The sequence below is a fragment of the Microbulbifer marinus genome, from assembly GCF_900107725.1.
GTDB lineage: Bacteria > Pseudomonadota > Gammaproteobacteria > Pseudomonadales > Cellvibrionaceae > Microbulbifer > Microbulbifer marinus.
This window is the reverse complement of record NZ_FNQO01000001.1, coordinates 1,634,486-1,652,767: the sequence shown is the minus strand read 5'-3', so window position 1 is coordinate 1,652,767 and position 18,282 is coordinate 1,634,486. Positions and strand designations below refer to the sequence as shown.

Here is an 18,282-nt window from a genome sequence, read left to right as displayed (position 1 = left end):
GTGTTATGACGAAAATCAAAGATATCGCCCTGGCGGCGCTGGAGGATCTCAAGGGCAAGGACATCGTCTCCCTGGATGTATCCGAACTCTCGGACGTGATGGACAACCTGGTGATCTGCACCGGTACCTCCAATCGCCAGGTCAAGTCCCTGGCCAATAATGTGGTGGAAGACGGCAAGAAAGCCGGCGTGCGTCCCATCGGTGTCGAGGGCATGGATCAGGGCGAGTGGGTGTTGGTGGATTACGGTGATCTTGTGGTCCACGTAATGCTGGCGGATGTGCGCAGCTTCTACGACCTGGAGAAACTCTGGTCGATGACGCCGAACACCCGCGAAGGTGCCGACGGCAGCGATCCGCATCGGGACTGATCCGCGCTGAGCCATCTGTTGTGAACAGCTGCCCATGAAAATACGAATACTGGCCGCCGGCGGCAAGATGCCGGGCTGGGTACAGGAAGGCTACGCCGAGTACGCCAAGCGACTGCCGCGGGAAATTGCACTGGAGATGGTGGAAATCCCGCTCGGTCAGCGCGGTCAGAAGAGTTCGCCGGCGCTGATTGAGAAAGCCCGGCAGAAGGAGGGCGAGGCGATGCTGGCGGCCCTGGGCCCTCGAGACCATGTGGTCGCGCTCGACGTGAAAGGCAAGCCCTGGAGTACCGAACAGCTGTCGCAACAGTTACGGGACTGGCAGATGCTCGGCGAGAACGTCAGTCTGCTGATCGGCGGGCCGGACGGGCTCTCCGCTGAGAGTCTCGGACGCGCCCGCCAGCGCTGGTCTCTGTCGCCGCTGACCCTGCCGCATCCGCTGGTGCGGGTGGTGCTGGCAGAGCAGATCTACCGCGCATGGACACTACTGGCCGGACATCCGTATCACAAATAATGCGTGGCTTGCGCCGAATCGCGACCACGAATTGCCAACCACGAACCACTCATAGGCTGCCACTTGTGATAATGTACGCAAATTAGACAATTTTTGCGCCATCCACTGAGCTAGCCTTACACACCTTCCGATGCCTCACGATCTCCATCTAAAGGATCCATTGACCGAGCAGCGGCTGTTTCGCAACCGCATGCTGGTGGCGCTCGCCGGGGTGGCGCTGTTACTCGGTGTCCTGGTAGCGCGGTTCTACAACCTGCAGGTGGTCAACTACGACGACTACCGTACTCAGTCGGACGAAAACCGCATCCAGGTGCGCCCGGTCGCGCCGACCCGCGGTCTGATCTATGACCGCAACGGCATACTGCTGGCCGACAACCGCCCCAGTTACAATTTGGCGATCGTGCGCGAGCGGGTGCGCGATCTGGACGCGACGCTGGAATTGATCGGCCACCTGATTCGCCTCGATGACAGCGATGTGGAGAAGTTTCGCAATCGCATGCAGCGGCGGCGCCCGTTCGAACCCGTGCCCCTGCGTTTTCGTCTCACCGAGGAGGAGATCGCCCGCATCAGTGTGAATGAATTCCGCCTGCCCGGGGTGTCGGTGGAGGCGGAACTGGTGCGCTATTACCCGCTGACGGATCTGTTCGCCCACAGCGTCGGCTATGTGGGACGTATCAGCGAGCGCGACCTGAGTACTTTTACCGAGGAAGACGTGCGCCGCTACCGCGGCACCCAGAGTATCGGCAAGGCAGGCCTGGAGCGCTCTTACGAGGACCTGCTGCTGGGCGAGGTGGGCTACGAGAATGTCGAAACCAATGCCCGCGGCCGCGTGCTGCGGGTACTCGAACGCCACGACCCCAAACCCGGTGCCGAGCTGACCCTCAACCTGGACGCGCGTCTGCAGCGCGCTGCCTCGGCGGCCCTCGGCGACCGGCGCGGCGCCGTTGTCGCCATCGACGTGAAAACCGGCGGCGTGCTCGCGTTCGTCAGTAAACCGTCTTTCGATCCCAACCTGTTCGTCACCGGCATCAGCTTCAACGACTATCGCGCCCTGAGCGATTCCCTCGACGTGCCGCTGTTCAACCGCGCCCTGCAAGGCCAGTATCCACCCGGTTCGACCCTGAAACCGATGATGGGTCTCGGCGGACTCGCCGACGGTGTCATTGACGCCAAATACAAGGTCAAGGATCCGGGCTACTACCGCCTGCCCAACGATACCCGCCTGTACCGCGACTGGAAGCGCTGGGGACACGGCAAGCACGTGGATCTGATCCAGGCCCTGGCGGAGAGCTGCGACGTCTATTTCTACGACATGGCGGCGCGCTGGAATATCGACGGCATGCACGATATTGCCACCCGCTTCGGCCTCGGCGCCAAGACCGGCATCGACCTGCCGGTGGAGCGCCCGGGACTCTTCCCTTCGCGTCAGTGGAAGCGCGGTGCCCGCGGTATGCCCTGGTTCCCCGGTGACAGCCTGAACGCGGTATTGGGGCAGGGCTTCGTGCTGGCCACGCCACTGCAGTTGGCGGTGATGACGGCGACGATTGCCAGTCGCGGCACCCATTTCAAGCCGCAGGTGGTGTTGGCGGTGGACGGCGTCGAGCAGCCACCGGAAGTGTTACATCATGTGGAAGCCAAGCCGGAGAACTGGGATCTGGTGTTTGAGGGCATGGAAGCCGTGGTATATAGCGCCCACGGGACCGGAAAGAAGGCCGGTAAGGATCTGGATTTCCGCGTGGCCGGCAAGTCGGGCACTGCCCAGGTGGTGGGTATCGCCCAGGGCGAGCAATACGACTCGGAGGCGCTGAAGGAGCGCCATCGGGACCACGCGCTGTTCGTCGCCTTTGCGCCGGTGGACGATCCGCAGATTGCCGTCGCGGTATTGGTGGAGAACGGCGAGGGCGGCGGCAAAGTTGCGGCGCCGGTGGCGCGCGAAGTATTTTTCGACTGGATGTCGCGCCCGCAGGACCTGCCGGAAGAAGCGGTGAGCGACGAAATCGACATGGGGGCAGGACATGGCTAGCCGTGACTACATGCATCGACTGCCGGATTCCCACAGCAGTCTCAGCCGCCCGGTGAGCCTGTCGCGCCGCTGGCATATCGATGTGCCGCTGCTGGTGCTGTTGCTGGTGTTGGCGGCGGTGGGTCTGGGCGTGCTGCACAGCGCCGCCGGCGGTGACGTGCACTATGTGAAGCGCCAGGCGGTGTTTATGGTGCTGGCGTTCGTCGGCATGTTTATCGTGGCGCAGATACCGCTGGACGTGTATCGGCGCTGGTCACCCTGGGCCTATGTCGGTGGTTGTGCGCTGCTGGTGGCGGTGTTGTTCGTCGGCGTGGGCGCCAAGGGCGCTCAGCGCTGGCTCGAGGTGGGTGGGTTCCGTTTCCAGCCTTCGGAAATTATGAAGCTCGCGGTTCCCATGTCGGTGGCGGCTTTCCTGCACAAGCGGAACTTGCCGCCGTCCTTCTTTACCGTGCTGGGTGCGCTGGGGATAGTCGCGCTGCCGGCAGCACTGATCGTGCGTCAGCCGGATCTCGGTACGTCCATTCTGATCGCCGCCTCCGGCCTGTTTGCGCTGTATCTGGCCGGTCTCAGCTGGAAGATGATCGGCGCCGCGGTGATGGGACTGGTTGCTGCCGCCTGGCCAATCTGGCAGTGGGGACTGCGTGACTACCAGCGCCAGCGTATCCTCACATTGCTGGACCCAGATGCTGACCGGCTCGGCGCCGGCTGGAACATCTTCCAGTCCAAGGCGGCGATCGGTTCCGGTGGGCTCTACGGTAAGGGGTATATGCAGGGCACCCAGTCGCAGCTGGACTTTTTGCCGGAGAGCCACACGGATTTTATCATCGCGGTGCTGTCCGAAGAGTGGGGCATGCGCGGCGCACTATTGCTGTTGTTACTCTATGTATTGATCATTGCACGCGGCATCTATATTAGTTTTATGGCTCAACATGTGTTCGGTCGACTATTGGCGGGGAGTATTACGCTCACATTCTTTGTCTATGTGTTTGTAAATATCGGAATGGTCACTGGACTGCTGCCGGTAGTGGGGGTTCCACTGCCAATGGTGAGCTACGGCGGAACCTCTCTCATTACTTTGATGGCTGGGTTCGGTATCCTGATGGCCATAGGAACAGAGCGGCGCCGGGTAACCTTTTAGTAAGTAACCGGATGCCCGCCAAACAATAAAATTTGGATGTAGAGAAGCACTATGAGAATAGGAGCGGTTGTTTTGAAGTGGACCACAGGATTACTGGCAGGGATGGGACTGATGCTCACTGCCTGCGCCCAGGAGCCCGGCCATGGCGATAACCCCAATGCCAGGGCGTTCGTCAATTACATGGTGGAAAAATACGACTTCGACCGCGAAGAGCTCAACGAGCTGATGCGCGAGGCCAAGCGCAAGGATTCTATTCTCAAGGCGATCAAGCGTCCGGCGGAAAAGGCCAAGCCCTGGTATGAATACCGCAAGATCTTCCTGACTCCGCAGAGCATCGCCGGCGGCGTCGACTTCTGGGACAAGAACGCCAAGACGCTGGCGGAAGCCGAGAAAAAATACGGTGTTCCGGCAGAGATGATCGTCGCCATCATCGGTATTGAAACCCGCTACGGCGGCAACATGGGTGGCTACCGGGTTCTCGATGCGCTCGCGACACTGGCGTTTAACTATCCGCGCCGCTCGGCGTTTTTTACCAAGGAGCTGGAAAACTTCCTGCTGCTGACCCGCGACCAGGGACTCGATCCGACTGCATTGAAAGGCTCCTATGCCGGTGCGATGGGATTCGGGCAGTTTATGCCGTCCAGCTATCGCGCTTACGCGGTAGATTTCAACGGCGACGGCAATGCAGATATCTGGACTGACACGGAAGACGCGATCGGCAGTGTCGCCAACTATTTCGTCCAGCACGGCTGGAAGCCCGGCCAGCCGGTAACGGTACTCGCCAACGCGCGTCCCAATGCCGACATGACCATTGTCAACGATTCACTGGATACGAACTGGACTGTCGGCCAGCTGGCGGAAAAGGGTTTTCCAACCACCGCGCAAGTTGAGCCGGATATGCGGGCCAACGTGTTTTCCCTGGAAACAGAGCAGGGCAAGCAGTACTGGATTGGACTCAACAACTTTTCCACGATCACCCGCTATAACCGCAGCCGTCTATACGCTATGGCGGCGTACGACCTGGCGCAGGAGATCGTGAAGGCGCGCGGGGGCCGATCCTGAGTTGCGCCTGACCGGTAGATAGAACAGAAAAACAGCAGGGTTCCACAGACTTGTGGAACCTAATTTGCTATCGATAATCCAACGAATTCGATTCAAACAAGCAGTTACCAATAACAACGGCTTGGGGGCGGCATTTTTAGCCGCACGCCGGGGGGAATATGTTTCAGTGCAATGCGCGACTGGGAGTGGCATTGACCGCTCTGCTACTGGCGGCCTGTAGCGGCCAACCGACCAAACCTAAACCCGACTTCGACTCCGTCAAGGACAGCGGCCCAGCGGTCCCGGTGGATATGTTGGCCACACCCGAGCCGACACCCGTGCGCGAACCGATCGGCAAAGCCGGCAATAAATCCCCCTATAAAGTAAATGGCGTCACCTATCGGGTGCGTGGTGACGTCAAGGGCTACAAGGAGCGGGGGCACGCGTCCTGGTATGGCACCAAGTTTCACGGTCGCCGCACGGCCAATGGCGAGGTCTACAATATGTACGCCATGTCGGCGGCGCACAAGACATTGCCGTTGCCCAGCTACGCCAAAGTCACCAATCTGGAAAATGGCCGCAGCGTGATAGTGCGGGTCAACGATCGCGGTCCCTTTGTGCCGGGTCGCATTATCGATTTGAGCTATACCGCAGCGCAGAAACTGGGCTACGTGAACAAGGGTGTAGCAAGGGTGGAAGTGCAGGCGCTGGACCCGGATTCGCTGCCGACGGCAGGCGAGACTCTCGCCGTGGAAAAAGATGTCTCCGCCCGCGAGAGCCTGGCCCAGGATGCCAGCTTCAAGTTACCCGGCAATACCTACCTGCAGGTGGGCGCTTACAGCAGCGCCAACCAGGCCAACAGTGTGCGCGCACAGGTGTCCGCTGTGGTCGACTATCCTGTATCCGTCAGTCCTGTCGAGCGCGGTGGTAAAACGCTGTACCGTGTGCGTATCGGGCCTCTGGCGCAGCAGCGCGCCCTGGTGGCGGCGCGCGAAACCGTAGAGCAGAACCGCCTGGGACAACCGCAAGTCGTATACGATTAAACGGCCTCGAGCCGTTTAGTAAAACCTGGAACTGTCCTCCGGGAGAGAGGCATGGAAGACGCAAATAACAATACAGCAGGCCTGGCTTGCCGCACGGCCCAATGGCCGCTGGCATGGCGAGGGCTCGCGATGGCCCGAAATCAACGAACACGAGGAATAATGAGACACTCACCCATGATCAAACGCTTAATTGCCTGCTCTTTCCTGATGCTCTGCGCCGCCCTGGCCCAGGCCCAGTCGCTGATTCCCGCTCCGCCGCAGCTCGCGGCCACTGCCTACCTGCTGCTGGACGCGCATACCGGTCAGGTTCTGGTCGAGCAAGATGCGGACAAAAAAATTCCGCCGGCCAGCCTGACCAAGATGATGACCGCCTATATCGTGTCCGAGGAGATCGAGAAGGGCAGTATCAAAGAGCAGGATAAGGTGCGTATCTCCGAGAAGGCCTGGCGCAAGGGCGGCTCGAAGATGTTCGTCAAGGTCGGTGACCGGGTGCCGGTGATCGACCTGCTGCGCGGCGTCATTATCCAGTCCGGCAACGATGCCAGTATCGCCCTCGCCGAGCATGTTTCCGGCAGCGAAGAGGTGTTCGCCGAAGTGATGAATCAGCAGGCGGAACTGCTGGGCATGCACGACACCCATTTCGTCAACGCCACCGGCTGGCCGGCAGACGGCCACCTGACCACCGCCCGCGACCTGGGCATTCTGGCGCGCGCGCTGATTAATGACCACCCGCAGCACTACGATATCTATTCGGAGAAGTATTTCAGCTGGGCCGGTATCAACCAGCCCAACCGCAACCGCCTGCTGTGGCGCGACCCGGCGGTGGACGGTATCAAGACCGGCCACACCGAAGAGGCCGGTTACTGCCTGGTGGCCTCTGCAGTGAAGCGCGGCATGCGCCTGATCGCGGTGGTTGTCGGTACCGACAGCGACGAGAAGCGCGCGGGTGAGACGCAGAAACTGCTGGCCTACGGTTTCCGCTACTACCAGACCCACAAGGTCTATGGCAAAGATGACGTGCTGCAGACCGAGCGTATCTGGGGTGGCAAGAAGCCGGAGGTGGGTATTGCCGTGGAGAAGGACGTATTCGTCACCATCCCCCGTGGCGGCGAAGAGAGCATCAAGGCCGACCTGATCATCGACGGCGAACTGGAAGCGCCGCTGGAGAAGGGCCAGCCGGTCGGCAAGGTAGTGGTGACCCTGGATGGTGAAACCGTCGCGGACGTCAAGGCCGTTGCCGCCGAGGATGTCGAGCAGGCCGGTTTCTTCAAGCGCCTCTGGGATGCCCTCAAGCGCTTTGTGATGGGCTTCTTCAGTTAAAGCCCCCTGAGGCCGGCGGAGCAGTGGCTCCGCCGGCCTCGGTTCCAACTTGCTGGCCAGCGCGCCGCGATTCCTGTCCACATTCCCCCGGCCTCCCTGTCCACTATTCACTCACCGCTGTATAATCGCCGGCCGGTCGCGCCCAAGGTTTGTTCTATTTCTGTCTGCGCGCCCCTGGAGAGTGGTATGAGCCAAGATCCCAATCAGCAACCCCCGAAAATCGAGTTTCCCTGCGAAGACTATATGGTCAAGGTTGTCCGCGATGCGGACGACGGGGTACATGAATTCGTCCTCGAGGTCATGCGCCGCCACGCGCCGGGTCTCGACGAAGAGCGTATTACCCTGCGCGACAGCAAGAGCGGCAACTTCACCTCGATGACTTTCTATATCGTCGCCACCGGCGAAGAGCAGCTGAAGGCGCTGTTCGAGGAACTCAAAGAGCACCCGTCGGTGCATATGGTTTTGTGATGACCCTGGTTAGAAATCTGGGGCGCCGCGACTACGAGTCCGTATGGCAGGCGATGTCCCGCTATACCGATATCCGCGACGAACACAGCGCCGACGAGATCTGGTGCGTGGAGCACGAGCCGGTATTTACCCAGGGGCAGGCCGGCAAGGCGGAACACCTGTTGAACACCGGCGATATACCGGTGGTACAGGTCGATCGCGGCGGGCAGGTCACCTACCACGGTCCCGGGCAGCTGGTGGTCTATCCGCTGCTGGACCTGCGCCGGGCAAAAGTGGGCGTGCGCGACCTGGTGACGGCGCTGGAGAGTGCCACCGTGGCCATGCTGCAGGAGTTCGGCATCGTTGCCGCGCCGCGCGCCGATGCCCCGGGGGTCTACCTGACCGACGGCCCACGGGCCGGTAACAAGATCGCCTCTATCGGCCTGCGGGTGCGCCGCGGCTGCAGCTTTCACGGCATCGCCATCAACATCGATATGGATCTGGCGCCTTTCCTGCGCATCAATCCCTGCGGCTACGCGGGCATGCAGATGGTGCAGATGGCCGAGCTGGTGCAGCCGGCTCCGGACTGGAACCAGGTAGCCGAAATCTTCGTGCGCGAATTGCTGCGTACACTCGGGCTGGCCGATGCGAACTGGCAGCCGCTGGATGAAAATGAATTTGCGCGCTTGCGCGCCCCCGAGCAGGGGAAAGAAGAGCAGGAAACGACGAATGGCTGACAATTCCACACCGGACAAGCCGGACCTGGTACCGGTAAAACGCACCCGCCGCCTGCAGCAGGGCGAGAAACTGCGCGATGGCGAAAAGGTCGAGCGCATCCCGGTCAAGGTGATCGCCAGTGACACGGTACTGCGCAAGCCGGACTGGATCCGCGTAAAGGTGCCCGCCTCCAAGGAGGTGGACCGCATCAAGAGCATCCTGCGTTCGCAGAAACTGGCCACCGTGTGTGAAGAGGCCAGCTGCCCGAACCTGGGTGAGTGCTTCAGCGGCGGTACCGCCACTTTCATGATCATGGGCGAGATCTGCACCCGCCGCTGTCCGTTCTGCGACGTGGGCCACGGCAAGCCGAACCCGCTTGATCCGCAAGAGCCGCAGCACCTGGCCGAAGCCATCGCCGCGATGGGCCTGCGCTACGTGGTCATCACCTCGGTGGATCGTGACGATCTGCGCGATGGCGGCGCCCAGCATTTTGCCGACTGTATCAGGCAGTCGCGCGAATTGTCGCCCAACCTGCAGGTGGAAATCCTGACTCCGGACTTCCGCGGTCGCATGGACGTGGCACTCGATATCCTCGAGGCCGAGGCTCCGGACGTGTTCAATCACAACCTGGAAACGGTGCCGCGCCTGTACCGCGAGTCGCGCCCCGGCGCCAACTACAAGTGGTCGCTGAAGCTGTTGCAGGAATACAAGAAGCGCCGCCCGGACGTGCTGACCAAGTCGGGTCTGATGGTGGGCCTCGGCGAGGAGAAGGAAGAGATCTTCCAGGTCATGGATGATATGCGTGCGCACGATATCGATATGCTCACCATCGGCCAGTACCTGCAGCCGAGCAAGCAGCACCTGCCGGTGCAGCGCTATGTGCATCCCGACGAGTTCGAGGAGTACCGCCGCTACGCCGAACAGATCGGCTTCAAGCACGCCGCCTGCGGCCCGCTGGTGCGTTCCTCCTACCACGCCGACAAGCAGGCGCATGGAGAGAAAGTCAGTTAAGCATGGTCCCGGAGCATTAGGGGAACCAGAGAGCCAGGGAATCTCGACGCAAAGGCCTGCAATGTTGCAGGCCTTTTTTGCTTTCAAGCGGCAGAAATCATTTGGATCCTGAAGACCTGAAATCCCTGTCGCCGCACTTTTAATCCGCCATATCCTGTTTGCTCGCCCCCCCAATTGCAGTAGCCGGTCAAGCCGGCAATATGCCATAACAGTGCGAAGGGTCGCTGAGGTGCACCTTGTTGGTGCGGCGGCGGTTGGCCGGGTAGGGGGTATCAAGACCGGGCTGCAGTGGGTGGGGTGGTTACTTGCCCGAATAAACAACCGAGCTTCGCGCCTAAGAGAGAACCACAAACACGACACAATAATCTTAAAGACTCGGGGAAGTGTTGATGAAGAACAAAACATTCCGCAAGGATCGGTTGGCGCTGACTATATCTGTCGCACTGGGTGCTGCAGTATTGCCGCAAATGTCGATGGCTCAAGAAGCTGGGACTCCCTCAAAGTCCAAAGCTGAATCAATGGAAGAGATTGTTGTAACTGCCACCAAGCGCGAAACAAGCTTGATGGATACACCGGTTTCGATCACCGCATTCTCCCAGGATCAGTTGGAGCGCACCGGTGCAACCAATGTGAAAGACTTGGCCGGCTTGGTGCCGAACCTGGATATTGGTTATGACCAGGACCAAGCCTCGCCGGTAATTGCCATGCGCGGTGTGCGCTCAACCAATACCAGTGAGCTGGGCGACCCTTCTGTAGGCCTGCACATGGATGGTATTTACTCTCCTCGCCCCCAGGGTGCTATGGCGCTGATGTTCGATGTGGAGCGAGTAGAGGCTCTGCGTGGCCCTCAGGGAACGCTGTTCGGACGTAACTCCACCGTAGGTGTGGTGAACGTTATCTCCAAGCGTCCGGACATGGAAAACTTCGAAGGTAATGTCGGCGTTGAGCTTGGCTCCTGGAACAACCGGGTTGTGAAGGGCGTCTTGAACCTCCCCGTGTCTGACACCTTCGCCCTGCGTGCGTCCTTCATGCAGCAAACCCGCGACTCATACCTAGACGGCTACTATGACCCTAACCAGTGGGACCGTCGTCGACTGCCGGGCTATGCGCAGAACGCCGCCGATCTTGAGGGGGATGCACAAACCCGGATTCAGGACCGCAACTGGTGGACTGACAAGAAAGAGTTGGTGAAGGCTGACAAAGAGGACTTCTACAACAACATCAATCAGTACGCAGTACGTGTTTCCGCGCTGTGGGAGCCGACCGAGAATATTTCTTGGATGACCACCTTTGAGAAATATCAGGATCAGGGTGCTGGCTCCATCAATACCATCGATTGCGACAAGCTGGAACTTGCTGGTGGCAGCTGTGAAGATATTTATGGCCCCGGTGCTGACCAGTATACCGTTGCGGTGAACACGCCAGGGGAACTGGATCTTTCTATCGATAGCTTCCGCTCTTCATTCCGCTGGGACTTCAGCGATGAAATGGCTTTCATCTACAACGCCGGTTACGCGGTGCAGGAGCGCTCCAACCTCGTCGATATCGATGGCGGTGTGACCGACTGGGATATGGAACTGTGGTTTACCGATACAGAGTATGCCTCTCAGTCCCATGAATTGCAGCTTCAGTCTACCGGTGACGGTCCGCTGCAGTGGATTGCCGGCGCGTTCTACTTCGAAGAAAACAACGACATGAACGGGCTGTTCAACGCCCACATGAATGATTCTGTGTTCTGGGATCAGCCCAACCGCACACTCGAGTCCGAGGCCGTGTTCGGGCAGGGTACCTACGAGCTGACCGAAAAGCTGTTCCTGACTGCTGGCTATCGCTACAGCAAAGACACCAAGCAGGACGTTGGTGGTCACAACCTGTCCTGTAACCGCGACTGGAGCCTGGGTGAAGCAGATGCCGGTTTCCCAGGATGTTACCCTGCGTGGGTGTGGGCTGATGGCCTGGATGCTGACGATTATTTTAATCAGTATTCGGCAGATCATTTTGCCAACCCTGACATTTATACTGTGGCAACCAACAATGACACCAAGGGTAGCTGGTCTGACTCCAACTTCCGTCTGGGGCTGGATTACGACCTGACCGACGACGTCATGGTGTATGGCTATGTGGCGGACGGCTTCAAGTCCGGCGGTATTGGCGACGTGGTGGTCGAGACCGTGCAGGATCCGGAGACTGGCGAGTACGTGCTGGATGAAAATGGCAATGAAATCCAGATCAGGCATGATAGCAACTACGCCCCTGAGTCCGTGACTACCTATGAGCTGGGTGCAAAGGGTAGCTACTTTGATGGCAGCCTGAACCTGGCGGCGACCTATTTCTACTCCGACTACACGGACATGCAGCTGGCCGCGCCGGAGTCCGTTTATGATGTCTACTCGGAGGACATGAACCCGGCATCGGATACCTTTGGTGAAATCATCACCAACGGCGTAGTCGTCTACCGCACCAAGAATGCGGCAGAGGCGCGCATCCAGGGTGTCGAGCTGGAGTTCCAGTGGGCACCGTTTGAAAACGGTGTGTTTGCCGGTTACGCCACCTGGCTCGATACGGAGATTACTTCGGACTTCGAGACACGCTGGAATTTTGCTAACCAAGAGCTGTTCGAAATTGCAGACTACGGGCTGGCATATTCCAATGAAAACACTGACTTGTACCGCAACCTGAAGGGCAATGAACTGGCGGCCTCGCCGAACTTTGCTTTCACCGTTAACTACACCCACACGTTCGAACTGGGCAATGGGGATCGGATCATCCCGTTTGTTAACGTGCACTGGGAAGACGACTCTTACCTTACCTACTGGAACGTGGATAAGCATGAGTTCCCGACTTCCACCCCGGAGGCCTTTAGCGATAAACGAGATGCCTTCACAACCGTTGATGTGTCCGTGCGCTATGTGACTGCGGACGATAAGATTTCGGCGGAAATGTTTGGTTACAACGTTACTGATGAAATCATTCCGTACTGGGCTGCCGGTGGCGATGGTCTGGTTCGCGGGCCCATGTCGGTCCCGGCCAACTACGGTGTTAGATTTAACTACAACTTCTAACCTCTGACGGGGTGTCCCCGAGGCACCTTCGGGAGCAGCTTCCCGAAGGTGCCAGAGAGTTTTAGGGCTGACCCCAGGGTTGGCCCTTTTTTATATACAAGCTCAGTGTGGGCGTGGGTCGGTTGATTAGGTTGTTGGCCTAGTTGCAAGACTCGGTACGCAGGTAAATGGGTGAATTTTCGGTTGATAAGTTTCCGTTTGGTTGGCTGTGTCCCTGCTGCCCCCAATTTGATCCCCCTCATCGAAAATACCCAGATGTGTTGCTGGGGCTGTGTTAAAACTTCGGCCTGAGACCCTTCGGGTTTGAAGGGCTGGGCTGAGAGGTTCAGCCGGCAAGGGCACCGATAATAACGATGATGTTTTAGGACTAGAATATGGCGACGATGGGAACCAATATCCCGGCGGGAGCAATTGACGCAACCCCCGGACACCAGACCGGCCAGCGGTTTGCGCTGGTGGCGCTGACATCTCTGTTCTTCATGTGGGGTTTTATCACCTGCCTGAATGACATCCTGATTCCACACCTGAAAGCGGTTTTTGATCTGAACTATGCCCAGGCCATGTTGGTGCAGTTCTGCTTCTTTGGTGCCTACTTCCTGGTTTCCCTGCCTGCGGGCAAGTTGGTCGGCAAAATTGGCTACCAGCGCGGCATCGTGGTTGGGCTGACGGTTGCTGTCGTGGGTTGTTTGCTATTTATTCCCGCCGCACGAATGCAGGTCTATGCCGTTTTCCTGTTTGCGTTGTTCGTGCTGGCGGCCGGTATTACCGTGCTGCAGGTGTCAGCCAACCCCTACGTCACTGCGTTGGGTTCGGAGAGCACTGCGGCCAGCCGGCTCACCATGACCCAGGCGTTCAACTCGCTGGGCACCACTGTGGCGCCGTTCTTCGGCGCTTTCCTGATTCTGTCGGTCGCGAGCGTCGCCGGTGAGCAGATGACTGCTGCAGATCACGCCTCGGCGGTAGAGTTGCCCTACCTGATCCTGGCTTCAGCCCTGGCTGTACTCGCAGTTGTCTTTGCCAAGCTGAAGCTGCCGACAATCGACAGTCATCTCGATTCTGCTTCTGACCTCACTGCGGGCCAGAAGGGCCATGCATTGCAGCACACTCACCTGCTGCTGGGCGCGATTGCTATCTTTGTCTATGTTGGTGCGGAGGTTTCCATTGGCAGCTTCCTGGTGAACTTCCTCTCTCAGGACAGTATCGCCGGTATTAGCGAAAAGCAGGCGGCTTTCTATGTATCCCTGTACTGGGGCGGTGCAATGGTTGGTCGCTTTATTGGTGCTGTAGTGATGCAGTATCTACCCGCCGGCAAGGTGTTGGCGGCCTGTTCGCTGGGCGCCTGCGCTCTGCTGGCCCTGACTATCATGGGATCAGGCAGTGTCGCCATGTGGGCCGTGCTGTCCGTGGGGCTGTGTAACTCGGTCATGTTCCCGACGATTTTCAGCCTGGCGCTGGCCCGCCTTGGTGGCCTGACCAGTCAGGGTTCAGGCATCCTGTGCCTGGCAATCGTGGGTGGTGCACTGTTGCCGGTAGTTCAGGGTCTACTGGCAGACCAGATTGGCATCCAGCTGGCCTTCGCACTGCCGATCCTGTGCTATCTCTACATTCTTTTTTACGGTGTTCGCGGACACCGCGTACAAGAAAGCTGAGAGCTCGTCTCCCTTGCATACCCCGGTAGTAAACTGCCGGGTTTTTTTTGCCCGAAAAAAGTCGGGGACAAGCGGGGAAGGGCGCTTAGCGCTCTGGCGAGGCGTCAGGATACGGCTGTGCCGCGGCTGGCATCCAGGTAATCTTTGATGGGCTGCCGGTAGTTCCGGCTGACCTTGACCTCGGCGCCACTGGCCAGTGTGAGTAGGTATTCGCCCTTGGTCAGGACCTTGATCTGTCCGATATAGTCCAGGTTGACCAGGGTAGAGCGGTGAACTCGCTTGAAGGTGCTGTCACAGAGCTGCTGCTGCAACTCTTTCATGGTGCTGCGCATGATATGGGTGTCGCCCCCAGCGTGGACACACATGTAGTCACCCGCGGCATCGATCCACTCTACGTCAGCCTGGTTGAGCATAATGATGCGGCCGCGGTCCTTGATCGCCAGTTTGCCTGGTCCCTCGTTGCCGGACCTTTCTATGGGCCGGTCCATGGACTCGAGCGAGGCCATCAGCCGCCCTTTTTCGGCATCGGGTTCTTCGCCGGTTCCGGCACTACGCTGGTGAAGCCGTTCGCGGGCGCGTTGGATTGCCAGTTCCAGGCGATCGGCCTCGAGAGGCTTGAGGACGTAGTCCACCGCATGCACTTCAAAGGCTTCAATAGCATAGTGATCATAGGCGGTGACAAAGATCACCAGCGGAATGGTGTCGCCCTGCAGCCGACGGACGACGTCGAAGCCATTCATGCCCGGCATTTGCACATCGAGAAACAGAATATCCGGTGTGTGCCGGGCAACCGCACTGAGGGCCTCGCGTCCGTTACGACAGGTGGCCACGACTTCGATACCGGGGACTTCTTCCAGCATCGACTGCAGCAGGCGCAACGCCAGGGGTTCGTCATCCACCAGAACAGCCCTTAAATGGCTCATGCGATTACCTCCCTGGTTGTACTGTTATCTACTTTGGTCGCGCGTGATTCAAAGGGAATGCGGATGTGTATCAGCATGCCACCAGTTTCCTTGCGTGTCTGGGTAAGGCTGTAGTCATCGGCATACAGGGTGCTGAGCCGATCACGGACGTTGGAGAGCCCGACACCTGTCGACACTGGTTCCTCGGCTTCCGTGTCTGAGGGCCCCTCCGGGTTGCCGGAGTCACAGATCTGTAGGGACAACTCCTGCCCCTCTCGTCGTGCCAGGATCCTGATTGTCCCGCCGGACTCGCTGAGCGCGATCGCGAACTTCACGGCATTTTCAGCCAAGGGTTGCAGCAGCATGCTCGGTACGAGTGCCCGTCGGGTTTGTTCCTCAACGTCGAGTTCCACCTTCAGCCGGTCGGCAAAGCGCGTTTTTTCGATATCCAGATACAGCAACACGGCCCCGATTTCCTGGTCGAGGCTCACCTTGTTGACTGGGTCTTCTGTCAGCGAGTGGCGTAGGAACTGGCTGAGGCGTACCACCATGTCCCGTGCTTCTCCAGCCTGCTCGAAACGGATCAGGGCATTGATGGAGTTAAGGGTATTAAACAGAAAGTGGGGATTGAGTTGGTAGCGCAGCATTTTTAACTGCGCTTCCTTGGCCACGGCCTCCGCGTGCAGCCGGCGGATCTGCTCCCGTTCGTGGAATGCGGCCACCTCTAGTACTTTTTCATGCTCTTGTTGCAGGAGTAGAAAATATTTTACCCCGCAGTACAGGCCGCTCCAGAACAGAAATACAAAAAGAGACGCGTAGTACCAGCCTCCAAATTCTGCCCAGAGAGAGTCTTCCCCTGTCAGACGAATGTAGGTCTCCATCCGTACGAGGGTCCAGATACCGGAAATCACGCCAACGGCGACCAAATAGATGAAGGTACGCAGTGCGATTGGCGTTTCCCAGGCCACGTCGAAGATCGGCTTGAGCAGTAACGAGAGGAAGAAGCCGATACTGCACTGGAACAGGGTGTTACCCGGTTCGAAGTGCGGCCACTCGACTGAAGAGTGCCAAAACGTCAGGGAGAGAAAGGTAGTCACGAGGATGCCCAGCCAACTGACAAGCTGTAACTTCCAGAACCAGCGTTGCGAATTCAGTATCGCAACCTGCTCGGGGTGTTGCTGGGGAGTCATCGCCATGTGGGGAATTATTGTATTGATGCATCATCGCGGTGCACGCTGCGCGTGGGCGCTGAGTAGATACTAACCGCTGGGGGTATCACCTGCCAGCCTCGGGGCCGACCGGCTGTCCGCCTTATCGCGGAATTGGTCCGGCTTGTCTGGAGTGGGTGTCGAGGTCACCGTGCTGTAACACGCGGGACCTGTTGTCGGACCCCAAGTACCGGCGGCCATCCGCCCTGCCGTATCATCGGTCCGGCTAATCGCAGGGGGATGGATTAGGGGTTCTCGGGCTTGTTGCGCACTGTGGTACATTGCCTTCTCCGGAATAGGACGTTCCGGTATCGTTATGGTGAAACAAGGCGTCTCGCAGGACCCTGCGTGGAACTCGCTCTGTGAGTGAAGCGCAGGTTGTTTCCCTTCCCGGGCAGTTTTAACCATTTGCGCAGGGCCGATGGCCAGGCAGGAGAGAGCTGGGGGTTCCCTTCGTGTGCGGAGAGGCTCCAGCTGGATTAGCGGATATTTGATGAAAGAGTTTGCGTCCGGGGCAGCGCGGCCCATGACCTCCGATGCGGCATGTACAGGCGTCGACGTCAATGCTGCGCCTGCCGTCAGTCCGCGGGTCAGCCTGATCCTGCTCTCTTCATTGTTCTTTATCTGGGGCTTTATCACGAGTCTCAACGATATCCTGGTTCCCCACCTTAAGAACGTCTTCGAGCTTAGTTATACCAAGGCGATCTTCGTTCAGTTCAGTTTCTTTGCGGCCTATCTCATCGTTTCGGTTCCGGCGGGCGCTCTGCTGAAACGTGTTGGCTACCAACTGGGTCTGGTACTGGGGTTATTGATCGCCTGTGCCGGTTGCTTGGTATTTATCCCGGCTGCAAGGATGCAGGTATATGAAATCTTCCTACTCGGCCTTTTTGTATTGGCTGCCGGTATTACCATCCTGCAGGTTTCCGCCAACCCCTTTGTGATTGCACTCGGCCGCAGCGACAGCGGTCCCAGCCGCCTGAACATGACCCAGGCGTTTAACTCTCTCGGTACGACGCTTGCGCCGGCGTTTGGTGGTTTGATTATTTTCTCCGCTGCTGCGACGGGGCTAGACCTCTCCACGCAATCGGGTTTGGCCGCTTTCCGCGCTCAGGAGGCAGCACTGGTGGAAGTGCCGTATTTCTGGCTGGCGGTGGTGCTGTTGCTGATGGTGGCATTCTTCTCCTGGATTCGTTTGCCGGCGATCCACGCTCAGCAGAGCAAGGCGGCTGCTGGGGAGAGCCTGGGAGGTGCCTTCTCGGTACTGCGCTACCCGCGGCTGACCCTGGGAGCTGTAGGCATTTTCGTCTATGTAGGCGCTGAGGTGGCCATAGGCAGCTTCCTGGTCAACTTTTTTGGCGAGTGTTCGGTAGCGGGAATGGAGGCCGCTGTTGCTGCGCGTTATGTCTCCTACTATTGGGGCGGCGCCATGGTGGGCCGCTTCGTCGGCGCACTGTTGCTCAGGTACGTGCGCGCGGGAGTGATGCTCGCCGTGTGTGGCTTTTTTGCCACGATCCTGATCGCGGTGGCGATGGTGAGTTCTGGTATGCAGGCGGTCTGGGCAATTCTTGCTGTCGGGCTGTGTAACTCCATCATGTTCCCGACAATCTTCAGTCTTGCTCTGAGCGGGTTGGGCCGTGACACCAGTCAAGGATCCGGTGTGCTCTGCATGGCCATTGTGGGAGGTGCTGTGGTGCCGCTGCTACAGGGTATTCTGGCAGACTATGCCGGTATTCAGCTGTCGTTTCTGGTACCGCTGCTGTGCTACTGCTACATCGTTTATTACGGTGCGTTTTCACCACTAATGCGCAGCAAGGTTTGAAGTCTGCCCCTTATTGGTCCTCT

General features: G+C 58.8%; 15 protein-coding genes. 13 read left to right on the top strand and 2 right to left on the bottom strand.

The features are described 5' to 3' along the window. The first annotated feature begins 5 nt into the window (after window positions 1–5). The 12 genes from rsfS (at window position 6) to BLW36_RS07050 (ending at window position 14,330) form a co-directional block, all read left to right on the top strand. Window positions 6–368, top strand: a complete 363-nt coding sequence (gene rsfS, locus BLW36_RS07105) for a ribosome silencing factor (RefSeq protein ID WP_091386496.1) — start codon at window positions 6–8, stop codon at window positions 366–368. 34 nt (window positions 369–402) lie between these two features. Then, the gene (rlmH, locus tag BLW36_RS07100; protein ID WP_091386494.1) at window positions 403–879 is read left to right on the top strand and encodes a 23S rRNA (pseudouridine(1915)-N(3))-methyltransferase RlmH; all 477 of its coding nucleotides are present in this window, start codon (window positions 403–405) and stop codon (window positions 877–879) included. A gap of 130 nt (window positions 880–1,009) precedes the next feature. Further along, window positions 1,010–2,902: a penicillin-binding protein 2 gene (gene mrdA, locus BLW36_RS07095; RefSeq protein ID WP_091386492.1), complete on the top strand. Its 1,893-nt coding sequence runs from the start codon at window positions 1,010–1,012 to the stop codon at window positions 2,900–2,902. Then, window positions 2,895–4,040 (top strand): rod shape-determining protein RodA, encoded by a 1,146-nt coding sequence (rodA, locus tag BLW36_RS07090; RefSeq protein WP_091386490.1) that lies wholly within the window; start codon window positions 2,895–2,897, stop codon window positions 4,038–4,040. The genes mrdA and rodA overlap by 8 nt, the downstream gene beginning before the upstream one ends. A 72-nt stretch (window positions 4,041–4,112) precedes the next feature. Further along, the gene (mltB, locus tag BLW36_RS07085) at window positions 4,113–5,102 is read left to right on the top strand and encodes a lytic murein transglycosylase B (protein WP_244506158.1); all 990 of its coding nucleotides are present in this window, start codon (window positions 4,113–4,115) and stop codon (window positions 5,100–5,102) included. A gap of 185 nt (window positions 5,103–5,287) precedes the next feature. Beyond that, window positions 5,288–6,124: a septal ring lytic transglycosylase RlpA family protein gene (locus BLW36_RS07080; RefSeq protein ID WP_280140351.1), complete on the top strand. Its 837-nt coding sequence runs from the start codon at window positions 5,288–5,290 to the stop codon at window positions 6,122–6,124. A 174-nt stretch (window positions 6,125–6,298) separates the two neighbouring features. Further along, window positions 6,299–7,444, top strand: a complete 1,146-nt coding sequence (locus tag BLW36_RS07075; protein ID WP_091386484.1) for a D-alanyl-D-alanine carboxypeptidase family protein — start codon at window positions 6,299–6,301, stop codon at window positions 7,442–7,444. 186 nt (window positions 7,445–7,630) lie between these two features. Further along, complete coding sequence (locus BLW36_RS07070; RefSeq protein ID WP_091386481.1) at window positions 7,631–7,912, top strand: HP0495 family protein; 282 nt, start codon at window positions 7,631–7,633, stop codon at window positions 7,910–7,912. Further along, window positions 7,912–8,628, top strand: a complete 717-nt coding sequence (gene lipB, locus BLW36_RS07065; RefSeq protein ID WP_091386479.1) for a lipoyl(octanoyl) transferase LipB — start codon at window positions 7,912–7,914, stop codon at window positions 8,626–8,628. Before BLW36_RS07070 ends, lipB begins: the two co-directional genes overlap by 1 nt. Beyond that, window positions 8,621–9,619, top strand: coding sequence for a lipoyl synthase (gene lipA / locus BLW36_RS07060; protein ID WP_139304830.1), 999 nt, complete (start codon window positions 8,621–8,623; stop codon window positions 9,617–9,619). The genes lipB and lipA overlap by 8 nt, the downstream gene beginning before the upstream one ends. A gap of 389 nt (window positions 9,620–10,008) precedes the next feature. Further along, the gene (locus BLW36_RS07055; protein WP_244506157.1) at window positions 10,009–12,681 is read left to right on the top strand and encodes a TonB-dependent receptor; all 2,673 of its coding nucleotides are present in this window, start codon (window positions 10,009–10,011) and stop codon (window positions 12,679–12,681) included. Between the two features lie 374 nt (window positions 12,682–13,055). After that, window positions 13,056–14,330, top strand: coding sequence for a sugar MFS transporter (locus BLW36_RS07050; protein WP_211567146.1), 1,275 nt, complete (start codon window positions 13,056–13,058; stop codon window positions 14,328–14,330). Window positions 14,331–14,434: 104 nt separating this feature from the next. Here BLW36_RS07050 and BLW36_RS07045 read toward each other — a convergent pair whose 3' ends face one another. Both BLW36_RS07045 and BLW36_RS07040 read right to left on the bottom strand, forming a co-directional pair. Beyond that, the gene (locus BLW36_RS07045) at window positions 14,435–15,253 is read right to left on the bottom strand and encodes a LytR/AlgR family response regulator transcription factor (RefSeq protein WP_091386474.1); all 819 of its coding nucleotides are present in this window, start codon (window positions 15,251–15,253) and stop codon (window positions 14,435–14,437) included. Next, window positions 15,250–16,428, bottom strand: a complete 1,179-nt coding sequence (locus tag BLW36_RS07040; protein ID WP_091386472.1) for a sensor histidine kinase — start codon at window positions 16,426–16,428, stop codon at window positions 15,250–15,252. The genes BLW36_RS07045 and BLW36_RS07040 overlap by 4 nt, the downstream gene beginning before the upstream one ends. A 505-nt stretch (window positions 16,429–16,933) precedes the next feature. Here BLW36_RS07040 and BLW36_RS07035 point away from each other — a divergent pair. Then, complete coding sequence (locus BLW36_RS07035) at window positions 16,934–18,259, top strand: sugar MFS transporter (RefSeq protein ID WP_091386470.1); 1,326 nt, start codon at window positions 16,934–16,936, stop codon at window positions 18,257–18,259. The last annotated feature ends 23 nt before the right edge of the window (window positions 18,260–18,282 follow it).

Coding starts and splice junctions, on each gene's coding strand:
- rsfS (WP_091386496.1), top strand. CDS start 6: ATGACGAAAATCAAAGATATCGCCCTGGCGGCGCTGGAGGATCTCAAG.
- rlmH (WP_091386494.1), top strand. CDS start 403: ATGAAAATACGAATACTGGCCGCCGGCGGCAAGATGCCGGGCTGGGTA.
- mrdA (WP_091386492.1), top strand. CDS start 1,010: ATGCCTCACGATCTCCATCTAAAGGATCCATTGACCGAGCAGCGGCTG.
- rodA (WP_091386490.1), top strand. CDS start 2,895: ATGGCTAGCCGTGACTACATGCATCGACTGCCGGATTCCCACAGCAGT.
- BLW36_RS07075 (WP_091386484.1), top strand. CDS start 6,299: ATGATCAAACGCTTAATTGCCTGCTCTTTCCTGATGCTCTGCGCCGCC.
- BLW36_RS07070 (WP_091386481.1), top strand. CDS start 7,631: ATGAGCCAAGATCCCAATCAGCAACCCCCGAAAATCGAGTTTCCCTGC.
- lipB (WP_091386479.1), top strand. CDS start 7,912: ATGACCCTGGTTAGAAATCTGGGGCGCCGCGACTACGAGTCCGTATGG.
- lipA (WP_139304830.1), top strand. CDS start 8,621: ATGGCTGACAATTCCACACCGGACAAGCCGGACCTGGTACCGGTAAAA.
- BLW36_RS07055 (WP_244506157.1), top strand. CDS start 10,009: ATGAAGAACAAAACATTCCGCAAGGATCGGTTGGCGCTGACTATATCT.
- BLW36_RS07050 (WP_211567146.1), top strand. CDS start 13,056: ATGGCGACGATGGGAACCAATATCCCGGCGGGAGCAATTGACGCAACC.
- BLW36_RS07045 (WP_091386474.1), bottom strand. CDS start 15,253: ATGAGCCATTTAAGGGCTGTTCTGGTGGATGACGAACCCCTGGCGTTG.
- BLW36_RS07040 (WP_091386472.1), bottom strand. CDS start 16,428: ATGGCGATGACTCCCCAGCAACACCCCGAGCAGGTTGCGATACTGAAT.
- BLW36_RS07035 (WP_091386470.1), top strand. CDS start 16,934: ATGAAAGAGTTTGCGTCCGGGGCAGCGCGGCCCATGACCTCCGATGCG.